Source organism: Pantoea sp. X-Soil-TKNS-1279 (genome assembly GCF_059730565.1).
Window position 1 is genome coordinate 153,976 of record NZ_AP035951.1, and the last position, 20,020, is coordinate 173,995.

Here is a 20,020-nt window from a genome sequence, read left to right on the forward strand (position 1 = left end):
TTGGGTACAAGATGAAATACTTCAGATACTTATTATGTTAAATTATCTATCCGTTTCTGCCTGCCAAACCACACCCGTAGTACCCTTCTTACTATTCGAATCTTAAAAGTCTAAAAGACTTAACTGTGGCTGTATCGTCCGGCTATTTTTCGGGATGTATGAAGGATACGGAGGATGCTCACTTTGGTTTCGTCAGCCACATACACAACTATGAAGGGAAAGTGTGGTATTACGAGCTTTCTATGTTTGACGGTGCGCCCGGCCGGTACTCCAGCCATAGGGTTTTCCTTGAGTATACTCACCATCGCTGCGAGTCTGTCATCGGCAGCAATGGCGACTAAAGCACCTGCTTCTTTGTTCAGGTAGAGAAAAATGTTTTCTCTGTCAGCCAGCGCGCGTCTCTCCCAGACAATATTCGTGGTCACAATTTCCCCTGAGCAGCTCGCTGTCGCAGATCATCCATGTGTTTTATCACTTCATCATTGTTAAGGTACTCGCCTTCACCAGAGTTATGACGATTGAACGCGTGAGCTATCTGTTGCTCCAGCCAGTGCTCATGATCACTGTTTTGAAATCGGAGTTCTTCTGCTGCCAGCTCTTCTGCGCGCTGACGCATGAGTTCAGTAAGGCTCACCTGCTGGCGCTCCGCAGCAAGCATAGCCAAACGTTTCGTTTCATCATCTATCCGAAAATGAATAGTGCTGCTCATAATGCTGCCTCTTGTGGTGTCGTTTGTGTTGTCATTATGAGCGTAAACCATCTTAGTGTCATCCTCGGATGCAAAACTAATCATGCAGCCAAACTACTGTATATACTTATTATGTTAAATTACGTATTCGGATATGCTCCCCGGCACACCCCACCTGTAGCGGCGCGATTTATCGCGCATCGTTCTGCGATGATTATGGAAACCCCGCGCGATAAATCGCGCCGCTACGGCAAAATTCCACACGCATTACCCTGCTCTTTTCTTAGATTTCACGTAGAGACGCCTGAACGGATTACTAATTATGCCTGGGACTCATCCTCCACGGTATCCCGGTAGACATAAACCTCCTCGACCATATCGTGCGGGAATGTTTGCACCGATAAAAGCTCACAGGTTTCAATTCCGTCATGCTTCATCTGTTTAAATGCATCATGTGCGACTTCATGATTCCCTCTATCATCGTCACAAAACGCGACAAAGAAATCACTCGGTTTAATTCACCTCACCCGTAGCAGCGCATAATCTCCTCCCAATCCCATGCGTGTTCATCAGAATTCACGCAGCGACACCATCACCTGGTGATGACAGCCTTTGACTGTTCTCCCACAGATTATTGATATCCGGCCTGCAGGCATCCGCGATAGCATAAATTTGTCTTGGTTTTTTAGAGAACCAGAGTGTTTTGAAGATACAAACATTTAAACTGTCCATTGCAGAAATATGCTGACCTGCAGCCAGTCATTAATGATTTTCCGGGCATGAAGAACATCGCTGAACCAGTGTCCACTCAGGCATTCATCCCGAAAGCGACCGTTGAAACTCTCAATAAATCCGTTCTGAGTTGGCTTGCCCGGCTGGATTAAGCGCAACTCAACACTATGTTCAAAGGCCCATTGATCCAGTGCGCGGCAGGTAAATTCCGGGCCCTGATCGGTTCTTACCGTCGCAGGATATCCACGAAACAGCGCAATGCTGTCCAGAATACGCGCGACCTGAACACCTGAAATCCCGAAAGCGGTGGTGATCGTCAGACACTCCTTCGTGAAATCATCCACACAGGTCAGGCACTTAATCCGGCGGCCGCTGGCAAGTGCATCCATGACAAAATCCATCGACCATGTCAGGTTCGGTGCATCCGGGCGAAGAAGCGGAAGTCGCTCAGTCGCCAGCCCCTTACGGCGGCGCCTGCGTTTTACACCCAAGCCGTTAAGGTGATAGATGCGGTAAACCCGCTTGTGATTAACGCAAAGGCCTTCACACCGCAGAAGTTGCCAGATACGCCGGTAACCAAAGCGGCGGCGCTCAAGTGCCAGCTCTGTGATGCGTAGAGACAACTGCGCGTCAGCAGCCGGACGCTGAGCCGAATAACGGCAGGTCGACAGGGACAAACCTGCCAGCCTGCAGGCACGACGTTGCGACAGACCTGCGGCCTCACACATGACTTCCACGGCTTCCCGCTTCTGATCTGTCGTCAGAACTTTCGGCCAAGAGCCACCTGAAGCGCCTCCTTATCCAGCATGGCTTCAGCGAGCAGCTTCTTGAGACGGGCGTTCTCCTCTTCAAGCGACTTGAGCCGCTTCACTTCGGGAACTTCCATGCCGGCAAACTTCTTGCGCCAGGTGTAAAAGGTAGCGTCTGAAATAGCATGCTTACGGCAGAGTTCCCGGGCTGAAACCCCGGCTTCGGCCTCGCGGAGAATACTGATGATCTGTTCGTCGGAAAATCGCTTCTTCATGGGGATGTCCTCATGTGGCTTATGAAGACATTACTAACATCGCGGTGTATTAATCAACGGGGAGCAGGTCACAGGCTTGCGAACTGGCATTAGCTGATCTTGAGGAAATGCTTGAGAAGTTCAGTGTTGTGGTAGCTGAACGTCGTGAAGAAAGTCATGCAGAAGAAGCCGCCGTGCGTGAGAAAGCAGAAAAACTCGCTAAATATCGCGAGCTGCTTCTGGAAGACGGTATTGACCCAACTGAGTTGCTGGGTGCTTTGCAGGGAGCAGGTAAACCGCGTGCAAAACGTGCCCCCCGTCCGGCTAAATATAAATATACTGACGAAGACGGCCAGGAAAAACACTGGACCGGTCAGGGCCGAACTCCGGCGGTGATCAAAGCGGCAATCGACAGCGGTAAATCTCTGGATGATTTCCTCATCTAAATAGTCTTTCGATGTGATGTGGGCTAAGTGCCCACATCCATTCATCTTTAAAACGCAATATTTCATCATCGTCTTACTTTATTCTTCAGATATTCTTTTTTCGGCTGTTATTCAATAGCGCGGTGTTTTCGTGCCCCGTTTACCCGTATAGAGATTGTAATTTCCTTTAGCACTGAAGTTATCATATTGAGTATTGTCTTTATGTGTCCGCATGTATGAAGACACATGACTTCCGTTGCTGCGTGTATAGCTAGTGACGTGATCGTGCCAGGCACTGCTTCCTGTTCCATAGTGACCCGAGGCAGACGAATGGTATGAGCCAGTGGAGGGTATATGATAGCTATAGCCCCTGGCGTGAGCAGCACCTGCTGCTGCAAACATGAGTGCTGTGATAATCAATTTCTTCATAACACTATCCTTTTATTTATTTATGAAATTCATCATTGTTAATGACGTTAAAAGTGTCTGTGGTTTTTATATCCTGCCTTAGCCCTTATTCCCGGTCCATTTTTATGTGCTGCCCTGATATGCAGTCCTGTTCCTGGCGTTTTTGAGTGTGGGTTGCAGCATTTGAGGCACAAAGGCCATATTTTCGGGACAGCAGACTGCTAAGCCATACGGACTAAAAGCGCTACAGTAATTATTGTGCGCCGACGGAGTTGGCCCGGCAAGGCAGAATGCCGCCGCAGGGACGTATCTCCGCGTAAGCGGGCCGAAAGGGCCGCATACGGGCGTGTTACTCAGGTCGTACAGTTACAGGACGCGCAGCCAGCCTCAGATTATAGTTACATCATCCATTCTTAATGCAATAACATAACGGGCCTGCGGCCCGGGCGTGGCGCTTTTCAGGAGGTTCTTGCGGTCTCATGTCAGAGGTTTGCACGATTTTTGGTGGAGAGGGGCATAGTGTTTGCAGAAGTGTTCCTGTCATATGTTGTGATATTTATGTTTGTTGTAACTAACAATAAGGTAAAAGTATACTTTTACTGAAATTTATTCTGCGAGTTCCTTCCCTGTCTTCTCTTATCATCTGTATTTGGCCTTCTGTTATCCCGCCCAAATCACACCATGCAGAGAGCCAATTTCTTACATCTGAAAAGTATTCCCTTTACCCTCCCCTTCAAGTTCCAGTAGCAATGAACTCAATAGCGTTTTCAGTCTGTTACTCAAATAACCGGTAAACTCAGCACGCCCCAGCGTTCTGTCAAAAACCGTCTGTGGTAAAAAACGTCGCATTTCAGCCTCAAACCGTCCCTCACTGACTATCTGGTCAATATTATCCAGGCGAAGCTTTAGAAGTTCGCTGTAATTAGGAATCCGATAGTCCTGAATTTTCCTGCGGACAAGTTCAATATCATAGGCTGCATTCTGCTGGAGTAACCATGGCAGATCCCAGACATCCCGATACCGGACATATTTAGTTGTAGCGACCAGGGAAATGAGCTTATCACTCATCACTTCATCCAGGAGTTGCCCAAAGAACGTTTAACCACCGCCGTTGATTGTGACTACAACGCACGTAAGGATGACATTGCGGCCATCGCCAAAACGCTCAATGTACAGACGTGGGAGAATAAGGACGGCTAACCCTCATCACTTGCCCAGTTTATGCTTATCGAACTGGTACACACGGCATCAAGAGCGTTGATAGATGTTTTTTTACTTTGCCAGATGTGCCTGATGAGGCCAATGCAGTCGATATTATTGACCGGCCCGAGGCATTTGGCCGTGCAGATTTCATTGGTGACAAACTCTACCTGCACACATCACCGTTCCATGTTGAGACAACCAGCCCGGATACCCCGGAAATGAATGAAAAGTAAGGGTGCTTAATCCCATCGCCTGCATGTGCTCGCGATTTAGCAGCCTGATTGAGTTACGGCGAGATCCAGAAATTGAGATTGCCCGAATTAACGCGTTCAAAATCTCCTGTTATTTTTTCTTGCTGGAACAGTTTGATGAGCAGCCGGTCAGATTTTCACGAGAAATATTCATAGAACTCTGGAAACTGGCATCAGATGAGAACTGCCTCCGTCAACAGGCATTTTGGCATACCGGGCGGGGACCATTACTGAATGGGAAGAAAAGCAACAACATTACGTTAATCGATGTACTGAATGTAATAGGTTATTATCTTGCGGAACATATTGATGATTTTGATATCCAGGAAGCCATTATCACTAAATAATTATTATTAAAACTTTCTCAGCTACGTAAACGTTTTAATCATTATGCCTTTCTCAACAATGGGCAGGCTGCAAGAGGGCGTAGAGGATTTGAACGTGATCACGGTGGTGATATGAATTCACTACATTATCTAAGATTTGAACTGACAGTTTATACGGACATAACACAATCAAACCTGACAGAAGCATTTGAACGAAAAGTGAAATGCACACTTCTTTATGAAGTGATGACTAGAAAACCATCAGACCCTCCCTGTATTAACAGTATTACAAGGAGAGGTTTGATAAAGATTAGTTATTAATGTTTTTTAGCAACATTCTTATATGTTGTTCCAACCACCATAAATCCTAATGTCGCCCTCTATATTACATTGTCGATCAAATTATATTCTCGTATTCCATTAAGTTCCGGTTACTATATTCCCCCGATGGTATACTGGGTAGTATTCACTGTCCTGACGGGGCATTCCCTCTTTAAATTCAACATCAAAATGCGTTATTTCATAAAAGGAAAAATCCATAGGAATGTCTCTGAGTTTATCCTGGATACGGCTCACATCCAATTTTAGCTGTTCACGTCGAGTCGGTAGATGTTTAAGCTTGTCCTTGATAGAAATCATTTGTGAATCAAGTACCTCACGTTTGGAACAAGCTCCATCGGTCGCTGCTAAAGGTCCATTCACTGCCGAAGTTGCCATGGCAGGTACCAACTCGGATCTATCCTCTGATTCCGTCGCGAGATTTTCTTCAGCTAGAGGTCTGTATCTTTCAGCAATAGTATTGAGTCGGTTTTTAACGCAATCACTAAATTTGGAGTGATAAATCTTTTGTGAAGACTGTGAGATAATTAGGGGCTTGGCATGAACCTGAATGCTACCGTCTAGATTAGGCAGCAGATCTAACTCATCACATTTTACTTCACACTCTGAATTCTCAGGATACCCGAAGACGTAATGAAAATTATCTAATGCGGGTGTCAATATGGGACTGCTGCTTTGACTTTCATAGCCTGGATCACTGCAGTCGTTTATGTGATCCATCTTTTCAAGCGCCTCGTTTATTAAATTAAGCCTGTTTTTATCAGAAGAAATAGATAACTTTATCAGCATATCGCATGCTATTTCTTTCAATGGTGAAGCTGGCGTGTATCTCTTCGGGAGAGCATGTTCCAGGTCTCCTGCATAGTCCTTCATCACAGACAGAGAACTCTTAAGCAAGTGTGACCGACCTTCAGAAGGTGTAATCGATAGTTCCTGAACAAGACTTCTGGACACTTCCTTTATTTTTGTGTGAGCTGAATTTCTTGGCAGACTATAACGAATCGATTTTAACGTGTCCTCTGAATTACAGAACGAAGAAAAATTTATTCCCGCTCCTCGTTCATCCGTACATTTGTGCATCACGAGTACTGAAGTTGCAGAAACGTGGGTTGATCGCATTTTAACATCCTTATCTTTATCTACATAATATAGCTGTTTAAACAAACCCGATAGCCTATTTTTCTATACAGACTGGCTGAATCTTTAACATTTCAGTTTGATATAGCTCTCCCTTGATAATTTCATCCTGAAAAAATCCTCGAATCGAGAAAATAGAAGAATCTCGCCTTTAGTGGTACAAAAATCACTATTTGCTTCCTGTTTCCCGGAAGTGACCACATTACGTGCGATCACCTGTAGATTTTCGCCAGCACCTCCCGTGCTTCATGCATTATCTGTATACGATTCAGCGCAGCAAACACAGCAAGCAGCCCGGTGTAAAATCATAGAAGAAAAATACATCAGGGGTTAGTCTCCAAAGCAAAAAGTTGGCTGTCCCCCAATAATCAGGAAAAGCATCTGACGCGGTAATCACTATTCATTTGTTTATCATAAAAACACTGGAAGCATGAAAAAAGCTGCAGCAGTGCCTCTGATGCAGAAGAACACAATACAAATCTCACTTAGAGGTTAAGATGCTGGCTCAAGGTCCTGTTCTGCCGCAGACCGAGCCATACTGGATCACAGGCTGCGCTACCATCAACATCAGGAAACCATTAAGGGTGAATTTCTCTGCATCCCTGCTCGCTCCGCAAGCGTTAAGTTAAGGAACTGTCACCCTGGTCATTTCATGTCTGAGAATAGCCATGACTTGATTGTTAGTAAAATCATAGAGGCCAGGATTCGGCTCAGGAGTATAATGTTGGTTATACAAGTAAAGACTTCATAAGTAGAAAATTGGTAATGCATTGTAATAAATGAATTTTTCCATCTTCAGGGAAGAGTTAGCTCTGAAATATTCATTCCAAAGAGAGTTGCATATGAACAGTTACTTTTCAGATAGTGAAAAAAATAGCTATATAAAGGAAAATTTAGAAAGACGGATAGAGAAACTCGGCAAGATTAGTCATGCCTATGCTGTAATGGACAAGAAAAACACTGATAACATATTGGTTATCAATAACATATCAGAAGAATTTACCAATGAGTATCTTGAAAATAAATATCAAAACATTGACCCTGTTGTTATCACGGCACTGAATAGCGTTACATCTTTTGTCTGGGATGCAAACCTAAAAATAAATTCTCATTGGCCGATGGACAAGGTGTTTATCTGGAAGTCATACAGCTTTTTATGTGGGCATACGTTTGTTGTACATGATTACAATAACAATATGGCCACATTATCCCTGTACTATGATAAATATCTGATGGCTGATGTTGGTGAACTAATAGAAGAGCATAAAAACGATTTTCAGGGGATTCTACTTGATACTCATGCAATGTTGCTTCAGGTCTACAAAAAATCAGAGGAAGCGACTTTTTCTAACACTGTGTTATCCAGCCGTGAAGCCGAAATTCTTTACTGGAGCAGCACCGGAAAAACCTATGCGGAAGTAGCTGAGATACTGCAACTCACCGTGAGCACGATTAAATTTCATATGGGAAAAACTGTCAAGAAACTTGGCGTGAAGAATGCAAAACATGCAATCAGTTTGGCAAATGAACTCAATCTTATTCCAGACTCAGTAAATAACTCTTCCCGAAAGTTCCCGCACTAATGGTGATCGCTAATGCGATCACCTAACTCTCTGTTTTAACTTTGACAAATCGGGTGGGGTTTGAGAATCCTGTGGCTTTTAATAAATTATGTTTTGAGGTTCACGCCAGATCGGATAAAACCCTGGGAAACCATCAACGTAGCGAGCCGGGCCTGCATCACGAAAACCAAATGGTCTTGCCACCCTCCTTCCTCCGGTTCTTGTGCACTCGGAATAGCATGGAAGGCCCGCTCTGTCGAGTATAGAGCTCAGTTCTCTGAATAAGGTTTTCATCGCTTTTGCTCCATCGTAGCCACGGTGTGCACTCTCTACGGCCGTGAGAAGTAAATAATAATGAGGTGTAGTTCGAGGATGATAGTTGTCACTGCCTTTCATCCATGCGGAAACAGATAAATAGTCTGATCCACATGCCATCCGAAGCCGATTATCGATGTCAAGAGACTCACTATTTTGCTCCATCCATTCAGGTCGAAAATAGATCTGAACTCCAGCATAGTTTTCAAGAAGTAATATACCACCATACTCTCTGGCAAGTTCGACATAGATACGGAAAAATCGACACAATCTGTCAATACGACCAAGCCGATTAGTGAAGACAAATTTATAAATTGGGTCATCAAAGAACTCAGACGCCAAAAGATCACATATATTATCTAGATCTGAATCCTTGGCCTGTATACATTCCATTTTAATATCCTTATACAATAACATAATCCCATGTGGTTTGATTTTAATTATTTCCAACCGAACATTATCCATATGGGTAGAATTTGAGAACACCACCTTGAAAAGAATTTTTTTCATAGGCCCACTCGCGTGATAAGGATACTCTGGCATAAAGTGCAGGCGACTTTCCTGAATCTGCTCACACTTTAAGAAGGAATATTGAAAGAAAATCTTGGATACATTATCTGGTAGTAAGCGGGGTAACCACCATTGATTTCCCTAACATTTCCTGCTGGCATCTCAAAGTCAGATCCGGATGTAGGCGACTGGCACGCAGTGGCACCTGGCTGTCATCGCTGAGATCATAAATCGCAAGCCCCTGCCCTTTCACCCGCAACTCAAGCCCCGCGCTTTGCAGCACTTGGTGGATGTCCTGCCATGAATAAGTTACCTGCGTAAACAACTCTTCCAGCCTGTCCTGGCATTTGTCTTTCGCGTAAGAGAACAGACTTACCCGATCACTAAAGTATTCCATTTGCACCGTTGGCGACAGCTACGGACCACCGCACCCTCTTCATCCACCACATAAGGCCCATTGTCATGCTTCCAGCCATTTTTCAGTTCAAGTTCGCGGCAGCAGCGATCAAGAACAAAGTGGTCGTTATACAGCGATGCGGCTTTCAGGCTCACAGGATTGATACGATTCACCGTCAGATGGCAGTGCAGATTATCGGTATCATCATGAATGGCAAAAATGTACTGATGTCCCTCCATACCCATCTGTTCGAGGCAGTGACGCGCAGAAGAAAAGATCTGGTCGTGAGTGGGCCTCTCCTTCTCTGGCCACGAAAGAATGACGTGCCAGATTGGGTCGACACAGCGCGCATTTTGCATGGCGACCATATCCATTTCAGTCGACGCCGTAGCGAGCGAGAAACAGTTAGTTTCGCAGAGGACTTTATCGCATCGCAGCCACTGGCGACCGTCCGGAAATATCGCGATGACATCCTGCGAATCCGGCAACGCGTTTTGGGTGGCGTAATTCACCAGGTCATTGAAAATGGCCTCTTCTGAACGCGATTTGCGGATAAATGGCTTGTCCGGTGACCGTGTTTCAGCCATCTCAAGATCTTCACGCAGGATGGTGTAGGAAACGAGATGCACAAAGCTGGACTTACCATCCCTTCGCCGCTCTGCCACAACCGCCAGCATCTCAGTCCCCGCCGTTATTCAGGCTGTCAGCACGAAACTTCATCAGCGCGACCTGCAAAGCAGACAAGGTTGCAGAAAACTGCTCTCGCAGCACCGGCGTCATCATCCCCTGGCACTGCAACTCGTTGTAGAGGCGTTTCTGCTGCTCCCCAAGTTGCAGAATTTCATGCATCTGCCGCGGATCGCCTCGGGCAACGATTCGGCGTCCCAGGGCAGAACGACGCATAAATTCACCGACTGTAATACCCGCTGCCCGCGCGCTCTGCTGGATCTGCTCCTTTTCTTCCGGGTAACAACGCACGCTGCCCAACAGCGCAGTCTTCTGGCGTATCTCGCTCCTGCTCATCCGGTCATTCCTTTGTTGGTCAATTCAACCAGGGTGTCGGGACGGGAGTCCTGACCTGTTCGTTTTGTGGGGCCGCCTGCCTGCAGGCGGTGCTACAAAACATACCCTGTCCCGATTTTGTCGTTAAATTTGGTTCAGTGTCGCGATGCTAATCGGACATCCAGCGGATATAGTTAATAACGGATATTAACCTAAATCAGAAAGGAAAATGGACGATGACTGATAAAAAATGGTACAGCATGGATGACGTGGAACTGGCACGGGCCTCCCTGGATGAGCTGCCCGATCTGTCTAAAAAGCGCTTAACCAAATCAGACGTACTCACCCAGCTTCGCGACAAAATCATTGAGCTGGCGGATAACAAGGGTTACAGCGTGGAAGATATCAGGAGCGGTCTGGACAATGCCGGAATCCAGACCAGTGCGAAGGCGATTCGGGAGATCCTGAACGCACGTAAAAAAACTGCGGGGCGCGCAACGGCTACCCGCAGGAGCAATAAATCAGGGCCAGATCAGACATCATCGCAGGTCTAATCGTGGTCAGTGTCGGGCGGTGATGTGCCACCGCCCAGCAAGGATCAGGACTTGATATCTTTCATCTTCTCAGCCATCTCCCACAGCGCCCGATTCAGCTTTATATCACCATCAATACCTGTCACCGGTCGCGTACGCTGCGATTTACCTTTCGCCGTCCTTCCCCATAATCCGCCCTTCGTCAGGTTTTCCTGCACACGCTGGTAAGTCGTCCAGAGATCGTTTGGCCGATCCTCTTCACGACGAATCGACAGCACATCATCCGGACTCAGCGGGATATGCTTTCCCTCCCCCTGTCGTCATATTTCCAGTTAAGGGCCGTCTCAGCGAAAATCCGCTGCTCCTCCGGGTTCAGTGCGATGTTTTTCATCTGCTCACTGGAATCGCGGATGCCGTCAAAAATACCCAGCACTTCATAAGCGCCCTCTATAACCCTGCCGACGACATCACCTTTGTGTGGCACACGAACCTCCCCAAATGTCTTGCCGCACACCATGCCATTCATGCAGACGAACCGAAACATGCCGGGGATCATCTGATAACGAAGCCGCAGCGCAAGCGAACGACCGAAGGGAGAGAGTACGAACGGGTGAAGTCAGCAGGCTTTGCCTTTACCCTTGTAAGTATCCCGGACCGGGTTAGCGTCTTTCACGGCAGAGGCAATCCGTGATGACTGCCGGAATCAGAAGGAGAGAACGGGAAGTTAAAACGGGCAACGCCCGTTTCCTTAATGGGACGGCGCAGGCGCCAGCCTGCTGCAAGCCTGGTGGTAAGAGTGCGTTGAGAGTCGGACAGATAAACAGACCATATTGACCTGTACTTTTATACCAGGAGCGGAGCTCTTTCGTGGCAGCACCAGACCGTTCGGAATGTTCTGAGAAAGTACGCCCGAAAGAAGAAAACCGGATAATTGACGGCCATAAGAATGCCTGTTGTGTAAGATATTGTTTGCGTTGAACAAGCCAGAAAAGCTGTCATCGTTAAGCAGCAATGAATGCTGTCGATTACTACCTCATGACAATTACAGGAGTTTCACTGATGCAGATCTGCATGATGGACTATGGGAGGTTATCCCCGGATGGGAGGACACTGAAGTTGATGTGTTATGGCGTAGGGTCTTTTGATGTTCTGTCCGGTATTGAAAAATACATAAATAATCCAGACTGCTCTGATCATGAAAAAGCCGCCATCCCGCCCGGGACATACTGGATAGTAGACAGACCACAGGGAAGCCTTTTCAACCGGGTAAGAGCAGAAGCCATTGATATGGCCCATTTATACAGAAATCACCATTCAGAGTGGTTTGCGCTGTACAACAGCCACACAATGAGTGACCACGTCTTCGTTAATGGGGCGCGTCGGGGAAGTTTCAGACTGCATCCTCTTAATACTGATGGTTCTGGTGTGTCCTGGGGATGCATAACCCTTTACCGGGCAAATGAATTTCAGGTTCTGAGGCGTACACTGCTGAACAAGCCTAAAGTACGCGTTCCAGGGGGAAATGGACTGATGGCTTATGGTCGGATTGATGTTCGTGGTGTCCCGGACTTTTCAAAGTGTGATGTAAGATGAAGATAATTATTTTTTTCGCGATTCTGATCGCAGGTGTTTTACTGATACCAGATAGCGTAATTGGCTCTCTGGTTGATCACCTGAATATTATTCAGGGAGATGGCGAAGAAGGGATGAATAATTTCGACTTTACGGTTCTGATGATCAAGTTGGTTATATCCGCATTGATAGCGTTGTTTGTTTTAAGGTTCCTCCGCAAGAGCTTACCTTAACACTCACCGCGTCAATGGCTGCTGTTGTTAACCCTCATATTGAGTTGATATGAAGATCGGGCAGCAAAAGGCCCACCATCGGTGGGCCTGGTAATAACACCGCTTACCATGTGAAGGTTTCGAAAAACTCCAGCTCGTCACCCAGGGATGAAAAATAGGCTCCCCTAAGCGAAACAGAAGCTCCGGGTTAGTAGCCTGCGTTATGCCGCTGCCGGTTCGCTGATTTCGATACTGACGATGTGCATACCTGCATGCGCCATCATGGTGATCAGCTTGTCCACACTAAAAAGTGTGATTTTCCCACGGGCAAGTTCAGAAATACGAGGCTGGGTCACACCCAGCGCTTTCGCTGCTTCTTCCTGGCTCATACTAGTACGTTCTATCCAGGCATTAATACGGGTGATCAGCTGTGAGCGAAAGTACTTAAAAGTGGTGGAATCATAGACTTCCTCATGGAGGTTATTGTTAACATAGCCATACCTGTAATGTTTTCAATTGTTGGTTATATGGCATTTAGGAGTTTTTATTCTTCAATGATGATTGATGCGACAGCCAAGTTTCTTGACCCTACATACAGTGCGAACGGGTGAGGATGGCGGCGAAGCGACCCCTTGCATCCGCAGTGGCCGGGTAAAGTGAAGGCACGGCACCGGCCGCAGACCGTACGTGTTTCCCCTCCCTCCGTCACTGGCAGCATGACAGCGACACGCAGCAATATCCTCAATTTACGGTTGCAGGAACATATTTAAGAAGCGTAGAACTGTCAGTGTTTGATTTACTGACACAAACAGGGAGTGTTATGACAAACAAAGCCATTTACATGATTCATCGCCCCAGTCCTATGTTAGGTCGTTCGCCTCTACAGGGAGGTTTTTTCCCCTACAAACTTACCGAAAAGTATATCACAGCCCTTCAGAATGAACTTGACAGGTCAGACCCTGGATGGACAGTTTTCGCTGACGACACCGAGTCAGATATTAATTTATTGGCAGAACGAAATCCCACTCTTCTCGTTTGCGCTCCCGGTCTTCGGTATCAGTTTTACCATCAGGGATTCGACGAAGATAAAATCATCTGGTTGAGCGTACTGGAGTATGCGTCTGCCGATCCTGAATCCGTAATCAAGAGACTGAGACAACTTGCCTGTTACGGTTCATAACTGCACGGATACAAAGCTCCTCGCTCATAGCAGATTGTATCTGTATTCAGCCTTAATGTTAGCTTGCAGATTAAGAGGTATCTTTTTGTCGGGTTGTCCACATTCCGGGTGCATAGCCTCCCGTGAACCCTGTGGATAAAATCAGCCCCGCCGTGAACCGGCAGGGCTGTAGAGTGATGGTTAATTATTGAACGGCGCTATCGCAGGTAGTTCTGTATCAGCGCTGCCCCGTGATGAAGATGACGTGCCGTCACGCAGATGCAACTCACATCCAGAGCCAGTTTTTGTTGGCGATGGTCAAACTTGACTCACTGAATTTATGGTATAGCAAATGCGAAAAAGGCCGCCTTGCGGCGACCCTCTCGGCACGTCCCTGTGCGACCATCCGTTATTTGTACAGTTCTGCGGTCATGTGAACACGGTTATTGGTGTTCGCTTCGGTGATTTTGTACTGCGCACCCTGCTGTGCGGCCTGCGCAGCGATTTTGGCTTCTGCACCATCCAGGGTAGAAGCGGAAGCAGTGATGCTCTGCGCAAAGCTACCGAAAGAAACCAGTGACAGGGCAGCAACTGCAACGAAAGTTTTGATAGATTTCATGGTCATTTCCTCAGGAGTTTATTTAATCGGTGAGGCGTTGTGCCTCGATGTGAGAGAGAATAGACCTGTCGACGGGTGAGTAAAAGCTGAGGGATTTGCTGAAAGGATTCAAAAAAATTGAACAAATATTAACCAGTAAACTGCTTCATCGATCCAACACAACGCGTATGACACGTCGGTATTACTTCCTGTCAGATGAAGCCAATAAAGCCATACTGCATTTACGTCAAAAAAGATGCCTGATATACCTCAGAAGAAAAACTCCGGATGCGTAAAGCGGGCCTGAAATGAGGGATATGCAGACCGCTTTACGGGATGAAATCCCTGCTTTTTTCCACTGCGCAAACCACATGGCCATGCCCCACAGCACGGAAAAACATACCGCGCTAAAGACGAATTCAATCACATAATGCTTCATAACACCTCCCTGATTTTATCTGTTGTTCCTGTCGGATGTTGACCACTTTCTAAAAGTCTCAGCCTGGTTCACCCAGCAAACGATGTCTGTAATATTTGCGGGCAACGTGAATGAGAATTTGACTATAAACAAAGCCGCCAATCGCTCCCATGACGATAACACCCGGGAAACCCAATAATTTTGCGCCTGCGCCAGAGAAGAGTGCACAGAGTAACAGCCCGATCCATGTTTCCCAGTGCCGAAAGGTTGAGGTATAGATCTCGTTCCAGCGTTTGCCACACTCTTTCGATGAAAGTTGTGATAGCTCGGGGATGCTTCTGAGTGACCAGTAGATTTTCATGCTGATGTCCTTATTGCGATGAATACAAACAGGAGAACATAAAAACGGGGCTTATAAAAGGCTTACACACTGTTGCGGTAACACCTGACATCGGACCAGCGGTCCTTATTGGCGAGAAAATTAATGCCAATTGAGCATGTTGCTAACCCTGCGCAACCTTGACATCAGAATATTCATCTGGAAAACAGCGCAATTCAGTCTCACATGTCATGTTAATGCGTAAATAAAGTGTAAGGTATGGGAAAATGTATAAATTAGTTGTATTGAAATATATTGTTTCATACCTACTCGCGCAACCTATAGAATACTAATCATATCAGGTTGATTTCACTGACCTCTGAAGGAAATTAAGCATGGATCCTGTCTTGAAATATTTTCCTTTTTAAGTTAAATACAAAAAAAAATCCCCATCGGCAACGATGAAAATTAAAGATGCTTTTGCATCTGTTTCGACGAATATTCCCGATTGGCATTGAGGTTTTCCAACCTCTGGCTACGCAATTCTTTTTGGGATATTGGGTTAGGACTGTTCCTTGTGTTTTGGTGAAAAAAACAACACGACTATTTCTTCTCTGATACTAAAGATCTCAACAAACACGCCGATAACCTCTCCGGAAATAGATGCGACGTATCTCATCTGGTTTCAGAGAAGAGCGAACACTCCAGAAAATAGGTTTATCTGCACCTGTGAGATGTATCGCCACGGATTTGCCTTAACAAATGACAGTCAAATCCTGATTTAAAATTTTAACAGCAAAAGTGTCTATGGACAGCACACTCATTAAGCGCTGATCCATTCGACCATTTAAGGAAAAAAGATGTCGAATAAGTTTAAACGTAGCACTACCTGTCTGCTTGTTTCTCTTTCCCTTCTGCTTGGTGGTTGTGCTAATACCGGAAGCTCCCTGCTCTCCAGCACCAAACCCGATCCACGACTGACCAGTGGCGAACAATCCCAATTATTCAGCAGTTCAGCAGCCCAGGGCTGTGGCATGGGGGCTTTGGCGGGTGCAGGCATTGGTGCCCTGGCAGGGGCTCTGGCCGGAAATGGCAAAAAAGCGTTGGTGGGTGCCGCCGTGGGCGGTGCTGCCGGTTGTGCTGCCGGTGTAGCGACCAACTATTACCTGGACAGTCTGAAAAAAGATTACGCCACCACCGCCGATCGACTGCAAGCGATGGATAAAGACATCAATAAAGATACCGCAGATATCGCCAAAACTACCGCAGCGATGAAAGCAGTGATCAGTGAAAACAGCGCGACCCTGACCCAAATTAGCATCCAGAAAGACAAAGCAGGCTTTGATAAAGCCAGTGCCAAAAAAGAACTGTCTCAGGTTGATGCCAATATCAGCGTCATGAAAGACAAAATTAAGAATATGAAAGAAAAAAGCGCTGCTTATAAGGTCGCGTTGCAGGGACAAACCACCAGTACAGCGGCAGATAAAGCCAAGCTGAAACAACTGAACACCGAATATAGCGAACTCAATGGCCAGATTACCGCGCTGGAATCTGAAGCGAATGGTTTATACAGCCAACGCCAGGCTATTTCATTAGGTTGATAATGACGGGCCGATATTATTATCGGCCCTGTTTAGATTTATTGCTGAACACATTTCGTTCAGCACGCTCAATTCATGGACGCCCTTATGAGAATTTATGTATTAGTCACTTCCCTGCTACTCGCCGGATGTGCCACATCTCCTCAGGATTGCGATTTGCATGCTCAGGATCCCAGCTTTCTCACCAAGTTGAGCTGCACAACTTCTGGCGGATATAGACAAAAAGTCGACGAGCAAGAGCGCCATGTGCTGCAAAGTCAGCGGGACAATAAAATTGCCCAACAAAATCTCGCGGATACCCAAATCAGGGAACAAGCCTCCAGCCAGAAATTGGCAGATGAACAATCCAGGTTAAAAGCGGCGCGATCTGAGCTGGCTCAAACGCTGAAAAAGCTCAAATCGAGCAAAGCCAATAATCAGCAACGCCAGCAAGAAATTAAGCAACTGGAAGCGTTGCAGCGTCAGTCTCAGCAGGCCAACAGCGCAGATGAAGTCGCGGTCATTGAAAAGAAAATTGCCGCAGCCAAAGCACGCGTCGCCGAGCTTGAGCAAGCTAACGCACTTCAATAATGCGTCACCTGAGTGGCGGCATTTAATGCTCGCCACCTGGCCAATCAGCATCTGCTGCTAATAACGACAAATATGAATTCGGGCTATGCAACGATTAACAAGATCAGCGCAAATTGATGATGCCACCCTCGCCATTTATGAAGAAACGGTTGCGATTATTCACCGTTATCTTCCGCCTTCCCTCGCGCTGCTTTATGCCACTGCACGTCGAAGCGCCGAAGGGAATCTGGAGTGGTGGACAGCGCGACAAGGTCTTGCCACTCCGCTGTCAGCACTGAGCGACACCGAACAAATCGAAACTCAGCGTAAGCGTCAGCAGTATCAGGACACGGTCGCTGGCTTAATTGACCAGCTTACCGCGCGTGGGGAAACCCAACCGGCTCAGGCATTGCAAACGCTGCTCACCCATTCACAGGATCTGGATTGTTATCGCGTCGGTGGCGAGCCGGTATTAATCAATTGGGCCATCCCGGTACCGCCTCCCTTGACTCAGGTGCCACCACCAGCGAGGCGGTGGAGATTCCTGCCCTGGTTGTTGCTGGGATTATTGCTGCTGATTGCTCTCGCATGGTGGTGGTTCTGTTATCACCACCGCACCGAAGCTGCCCTTCCGGTACAGCACACGCCACCAGCGGCAGTTGGCGAAGCCTCGCCAAATAAGACCGAGTTAACGCAGGATAATCCCAGCGTCAGCCTCGCTAAAACAAACGACTTCGGCCGTATCAAAGTCAATCTGACCTGGCAGCAAGGTCAGAATCACCAACCGGTAGATCTGGATATTGCCGCGTTCATTAAATTGAAAAATGGCAGAAACACCGGTGTTGAGGCACTCAGTAAATACCTGGGTGACTATGAAAAAGCCCCCTTCATGCTGTTGCAAAAAGATCTGCGCGATGGCGGCAACAAAGATGGCGAATGGCTGTTCATCAACGGCAGCCAATGGCAGGAGATTGATGAGGTACTGATCTACAGCTTCATTTACGGCGGCGCGAATAACTGGCAGGGACTGGATGCCACGATCACGCTCTCTGTGCCGAATCAGCCACCTATCTCAACCACTTTGGTCAATAGCGGTGAACGCAATGAAGTTGCGGCAATCGCGCGAATAAAAAACGTCGATGGCGACCTCAAAGTTGAGCGGCTTAACAGCTTCTTCCCGGACCGGGAGTCACTGGCTAAGCACTATGGCTGGAATTTTGAATGGACGCCTGGCGCCAGCAAAAATTAGCCACCGTCATCTGACTTGCGTTAATTAACAGCCCTACAAGGTTTAGACAATGCGAAATTCGATTCAGGGACCACTGTTACGTACCGGAAACAACTCGTCTTTTAAGGCGCTGGGGGAGACGGGTTATCCGGTGTTTAAGATGGCCTTTCAACTCCGTGAAGCCATTTACCGTCTTGATGCCGGGCGCGATTTAGCCCGCCATCTTGCCATCCCGCAAAATGAGCAAGGTGGCGATCGTACAGATTGGTACAGCAGCTTTGCAGGCGATGTCATTCCCTGGCGCAGTGCCACGGAAAGCGAGCGCGCCTCTGCACGTCAGCAGTTCACCGGATTCCAGATGGCGGTTCAGGCGTTGAGTGAGCAGATGCTGAATGCTGAGAACAGCGGTGCAGGCGGCGATCGGCGGGTATTCGCTCAGTTATTAAAATCCGTCGTTAACTTCCCCGATGATGATTTTCTTTATCTGGTTAACGGCGTGCTGGTGATCACCTTCTGGGGTTTTGTCCATCCAACAGGTGAGCAGAGCAACCCGATGCACTGGCTGCAACCCAGCTCAGTACCCGAGCCAAAAGCCGTCGCCCCCCTCACCCAGCCACTGGCGCAAGCGGCTCCAACGGCTGTTCACACCGTTGAGACGGTGACACACACCCAACGGCGGAAATGGAACTGGCGATGGTTACTCTGGCTGCTGGTCGCCCTGCTGGCTCTGGCGCTAATCCTGGGATTACTGCGTGGCTGCGCTCCGTCGCTTTCCCTGCCGGGACTGCCGAAATTATCCGCTGAGAATAACCATAGCGAACCGGTCGGCAACCTGGACAACAGCCAAAACGTGGCGGTCAATCCTTCAGCCAACTCCGGCTCTCCTGTTGCGGGGAGTACGGATGCGACCAGCAGTGGAGCAGTGGCGAGCACCGCTGAGGTGAATCAAACCGGTACAGGGGGTGTCGATGAGCCGCCGATTGCGGATACCTCCACATCAGATGCACCGGCACTGCCGGACTCCCGTGAGCTGCCAGCACCTGATTCCGCCGCGACGACTACGCCACCCGTGATGCCAGAACCACAAAACGTTGAGCCGCAAAATCCTGCGGTCACGCCCAATAACGTGCCCCCCGTCCAACCCGTGCAGGGTCAACCACTGACGCTTCCTGGTACGTTACCTGATGGACCTGCGCAGTTTCTGAACGGGCAGTGGCGAGTCAACGGCGGAATCCAGGACAAACTCACCGGCCGTCCGTTGCAGTTGCAATACAACTTCAAACAAGGCGAAGGCACCGTCAGCGTCCGTCAGTCCAATGGCGTCACCTGTACCGGTGCGGCTAAAGGCAATGTGCAACAAGGCGCGCTCAATATTACAAATCCTGAGCAGATGAAGTGTACCGATGACTCAAACTTTATTGGCCCAACCATAGAGTGCAAAGCGCCCGCGGCTGGTCACACCGATTGTGTCGGCAAGAATGAGGGAGATAAAACCTTCCCTATTCGTATGCTGCAAACCCATTCTTAACAGGG

Annotated in this window: 21 protein-coding genes and 3 pseudogenes; 9 read left to right on the forward strand and 15 right to left on the reverse strand. The window is 47.6% G+C overall.

All coding sequences use genetic code 11. The features are described from left to right. Positions 1-119 precede the first annotated feature (119 nt). From AC6I8N_RS25320 to AC6I8N_RS25330, 3 genes are all read right to left on the reverse strand, one after another. Entirely contained in the window at positions 120-425 is a 306-nt protein-coding gene (locus AC6I8N_RS25320; RefSeq protein WP_497831379.1) for a type II toxin-antitoxin system RelE/ParE family toxin, read from the reverse strand. After that, the gene (locus tag AC6I8N_RS25325; protein WP_497831380.1) at positions 422-709 is read right to left on the reverse strand and encodes a damage-inducible protein J; all 288 of its coding nucleotides are present in this window, start codon (positions 707-709) and stop codon (positions 422-424) included. The genes AC6I8N_RS25320 and AC6I8N_RS25325 overlap by 4 nt, the downstream gene beginning before the upstream one ends. A 698-nt stretch (positions 710-1,407) precedes the next feature. Continuing rightward, positions 1,408-2,444 (reverse strand): IS3 family transposase gene (locus AC6I8N_RS25330; RefSeq protein WP_497831381.1). Its coding sequence is split into 2 segments (ribosomal slippage): positions 1,408-2,186 and positions 2,186-2,444, totalling 1,038 coding nucleotides; the frame shifts between segments, so codons are not numbered across the junction. Between the two features lie 65 nt (positions 2,445-2,509). Here AC6I8N_RS25330 and AC6I8N_RS25335 point away from each other — a divergent pair. Continuing rightward, a pseudogene (locus AC6I8N_RS25335) lies at positions 2,510-2,869 on the forward strand (H-NS family histone-like protein); the annotation flags it as partial. A 111-nt stretch (positions 2,870-2,980) separates the two neighbouring features. Here the strand turns inward: AC6I8N_RS25335 and AC6I8N_RS25340 are convergent. Next, entirely contained in the window at positions 2,981-3,277 is a 297-nt protein-coding gene (locus AC6I8N_RS25340; RefSeq protein ID WP_497831382.1) for a hypothetical protein, read from the reverse strand. Between the two features lie 678 nt (positions 3,278-3,955). Then, on the reverse strand, positions 3,956-4,324 hold the full coding sequence (locus tag AC6I8N_RS25345) for a nucleotidyl transferase AbiEii/AbiGii toxin family protein (protein ID WP_497831383.1): 369 nt from the start codon (positions 4,322-4,324) through the stop codon (positions 3,956-3,958). Between AC6I8N_RS25345 and AC6I8N_RS25350 the strand changes: the two are divergent. After that, a pseudogene (locus tag AC6I8N_RS25350) lies at positions 4,283-5,168 on the forward strand (hypothetical protein); the annotation flags it as partial. The gene AC6I8N_RS25345 and the pseudogene AC6I8N_RS25350 overlap by 42 nt on opposite strands. A gap of 288 nt (positions 5,169-5,456) precedes the next feature. Here the strand turns inward: AC6I8N_RS25350 and AC6I8N_RS25355 are convergent. Continuing rightward, positions 5,457-6,494: a hypothetical protein gene (locus AC6I8N_RS25355; RefSeq protein WP_497831384.1), complete on the reverse strand. Its 1,038-nt coding sequence runs from the start codon at positions 6,492-6,494 to the stop codon at positions 5,457-5,459. Between the two features lie 860 nt (positions 6,495-7,354). On the opposite strand from AC6I8N_RS25355, the gene AC6I8N_RS25360 reads away from it, so the two are divergent. Continuing rightward, complete coding sequence (locus tag AC6I8N_RS25360) at positions 7,355-8,095, forward strand: helix-turn-helix transcriptional regulator (RefSeq protein WP_497831385.1); 741 nt, start codon at positions 7,355-7,357, stop codon at positions 8,093-8,095. A gap of 78 nt (positions 8,096-8,173) precedes the next feature. Here AC6I8N_RS25360 and AC6I8N_RS25365 read toward each other — a convergent pair whose 3' ends face one another. From AC6I8N_RS25365 to mobA, 4 genes are all read right to left on the reverse strand, one after another. Then, positions 8,174-8,899 carry a GNAT family N-acetyltransferase gene (locus AC6I8N_RS25365; protein ID WP_497831386.1) on the reverse strand — a complete coding sequence of 242 codons (726 nt, stop codon included), beginning with the start codon at positions 8,897-8,899 and terminating at the stop codon, positions 8,174-8,176. A 103-nt stretch (positions 8,900-9,002) separates the two neighbouring features. Beyond that, on the reverse strand, positions 9,003-9,296 hold the full coding sequence (locus AC6I8N_RS25370; RefSeq protein ID WP_497831387.1) for a hypothetical protein: 294 nt from the start codon (positions 9,294-9,296) through the stop codon (positions 9,003-9,005). After that, positions 9,272-9,973, reverse strand: coding sequence for a relaxase/mobilization nuclease domain-containing protein (locus AC6I8N_RS25375; protein ID WP_497831388.1), 702 nt, complete (start codon positions 9,971-9,973; stop codon positions 9,272-9,274). Before AC6I8N_RS25375 ends, AC6I8N_RS25370 begins: the two co-directional genes overlap by 25 nt. A gap of 1 nt (position 9,974) precedes the next feature. Further along, positions 9,975-10,319 carry a plasmid mobilization protein MobA gene (gene mobA, locus AC6I8N_RS25380; RefSeq protein WP_497831389.1) on the reverse strand — a complete coding sequence of 115 codons (345 nt, stop codon included), beginning with the start codon at positions 10,317-10,319 and terminating at the stop codon, positions 9,975-9,977. Positions 10,320-10,534: 215 nt separating this feature from the next. Here mobA and AC6I8N_RS25385 point away from each other — a divergent pair, with 215 nt between their 5' ends. Then, a complete protein-coding gene (locus AC6I8N_RS25385) occupies positions 10,535-10,852 on the forward strand; it encodes a molybdopterin-guanine dinucleotide biosynthesis protein MobC (protein WP_497831390.1) in 318 nt (105 codons plus the stop codon). 44 nt (positions 10,853-10,896) lie between these two features. Here the strand turns inward: AC6I8N_RS25385 and AC6I8N_RS25390 are convergent. Next, positions 10,897-11,393 (reverse strand): annotated as a pseudogene (locus AC6I8N_RS25390) (DUF932 domain-containing protein); the annotation flags it as partial. Positions 11,394-11,890: 497 nt separating this feature from the next. Between AC6I8N_RS25390 and AC6I8N_RS25395 the strand changes: the two are divergent. Next, positions 11,891-12,424: a DUF2778 domain-containing protein gene (locus AC6I8N_RS25395; protein ID WP_497831544.1), complete on the forward strand. Its 534-nt coding sequence runs from the start codon at positions 11,891-11,893 to the stop codon at positions 12,422-12,424. A gap of 412 nt (positions 12,425-12,836) precedes the next feature. Here the strand turns inward: AC6I8N_RS25395 and AC6I8N_RS25400 are convergent, their stop codons facing one another. The 4 genes from AC6I8N_RS25400 to AC6I8N_RS25415 form a co-directional block, all read right to left on the reverse strand. Then, on the reverse strand, positions 12,837-13,043 hold the full coding sequence (locus AC6I8N_RS25400; protein WP_497831545.1) for a helix-turn-helix domain-containing protein: 207 nt from the start codon (positions 13,041-13,043) through the stop codon (positions 12,837-12,839). Positions 13,044-14,183: 1,140 nt separating this feature from the next. Further along, complete coding sequence (locus tag AC6I8N_RS25405) at positions 14,184-14,393, reverse strand: YdgH/BhsA/McbA-like domain containing protein (RefSeq protein ID WP_013512484.1); 210 nt, start codon at positions 14,391-14,393, stop codon at positions 14,184-14,186. A 226-nt stretch (positions 14,394-14,619) separates the two neighbouring features. After that, complete coding sequence (locus AC6I8N_RS25410) at positions 14,620-14,811, reverse strand: DUF6404 family protein (protein WP_497831391.1); 192 nt, start codon at positions 14,809-14,811, stop codon at positions 14,620-14,622. Between the two features lie 58 nt (positions 14,812-14,869). Further along, positions 14,870-15,151, reverse strand: coding sequence for a hypothetical protein (locus tag AC6I8N_RS25415; protein ID WP_497831392.1), 282 nt, complete (start codon positions 15,149-15,151; stop codon positions 14,870-14,872). A gap of 818 nt (positions 15,152-15,969) precedes the next feature. Between AC6I8N_RS25415 and AC6I8N_RS25420 the strand changes: the two genes are divergently transcribed. The 4 genes from AC6I8N_RS25420 (at position 15,970) to AC6I8N_RS25435 (ending at position 20,015) form a co-directional block, all read left to right on the forward strand. Continuing rightward, positions 15,970-16,710, forward strand: a complete 741-nt coding sequence (locus tag AC6I8N_RS25420) for a YMGG-like glycine zipper-containing protein (protein WP_497831393.1) — start codon at positions 15,970-15,972, stop codon at positions 16,708-16,710. Positions 16,711-16,797: 87 nt separating this feature from the next. After that, entirely contained in the window at positions 16,798-17,280 is a 483-nt protein-coding gene (locus AC6I8N_RS25425; protein WP_497831394.1) for a hypothetical protein, read from the forward strand. Positions 17,281-17,365: 85 nt separating this feature from the next. Continuing rightward, the gene (locus AC6I8N_RS25430; protein WP_497831395.1) at positions 17,366-18,508 is read left to right on the forward strand and encodes a tellurite resistance domain protein; all 1,143 of its coding nucleotides are present in this window, start codon (positions 17,366-17,368) and stop codon (positions 18,506-18,508) included. Between the two features lie 49 nt (positions 18,509-18,557). Further along, a complete protein-coding gene (locus AC6I8N_RS25435) occupies positions 18,558-20,015 on the forward strand; it encodes an SrfA family protein (RefSeq protein WP_497831396.1) in 1,458 nt (485 codons plus the stop codon). Positions 20,016-20,020 lie beyond the last annotated feature (5 nt).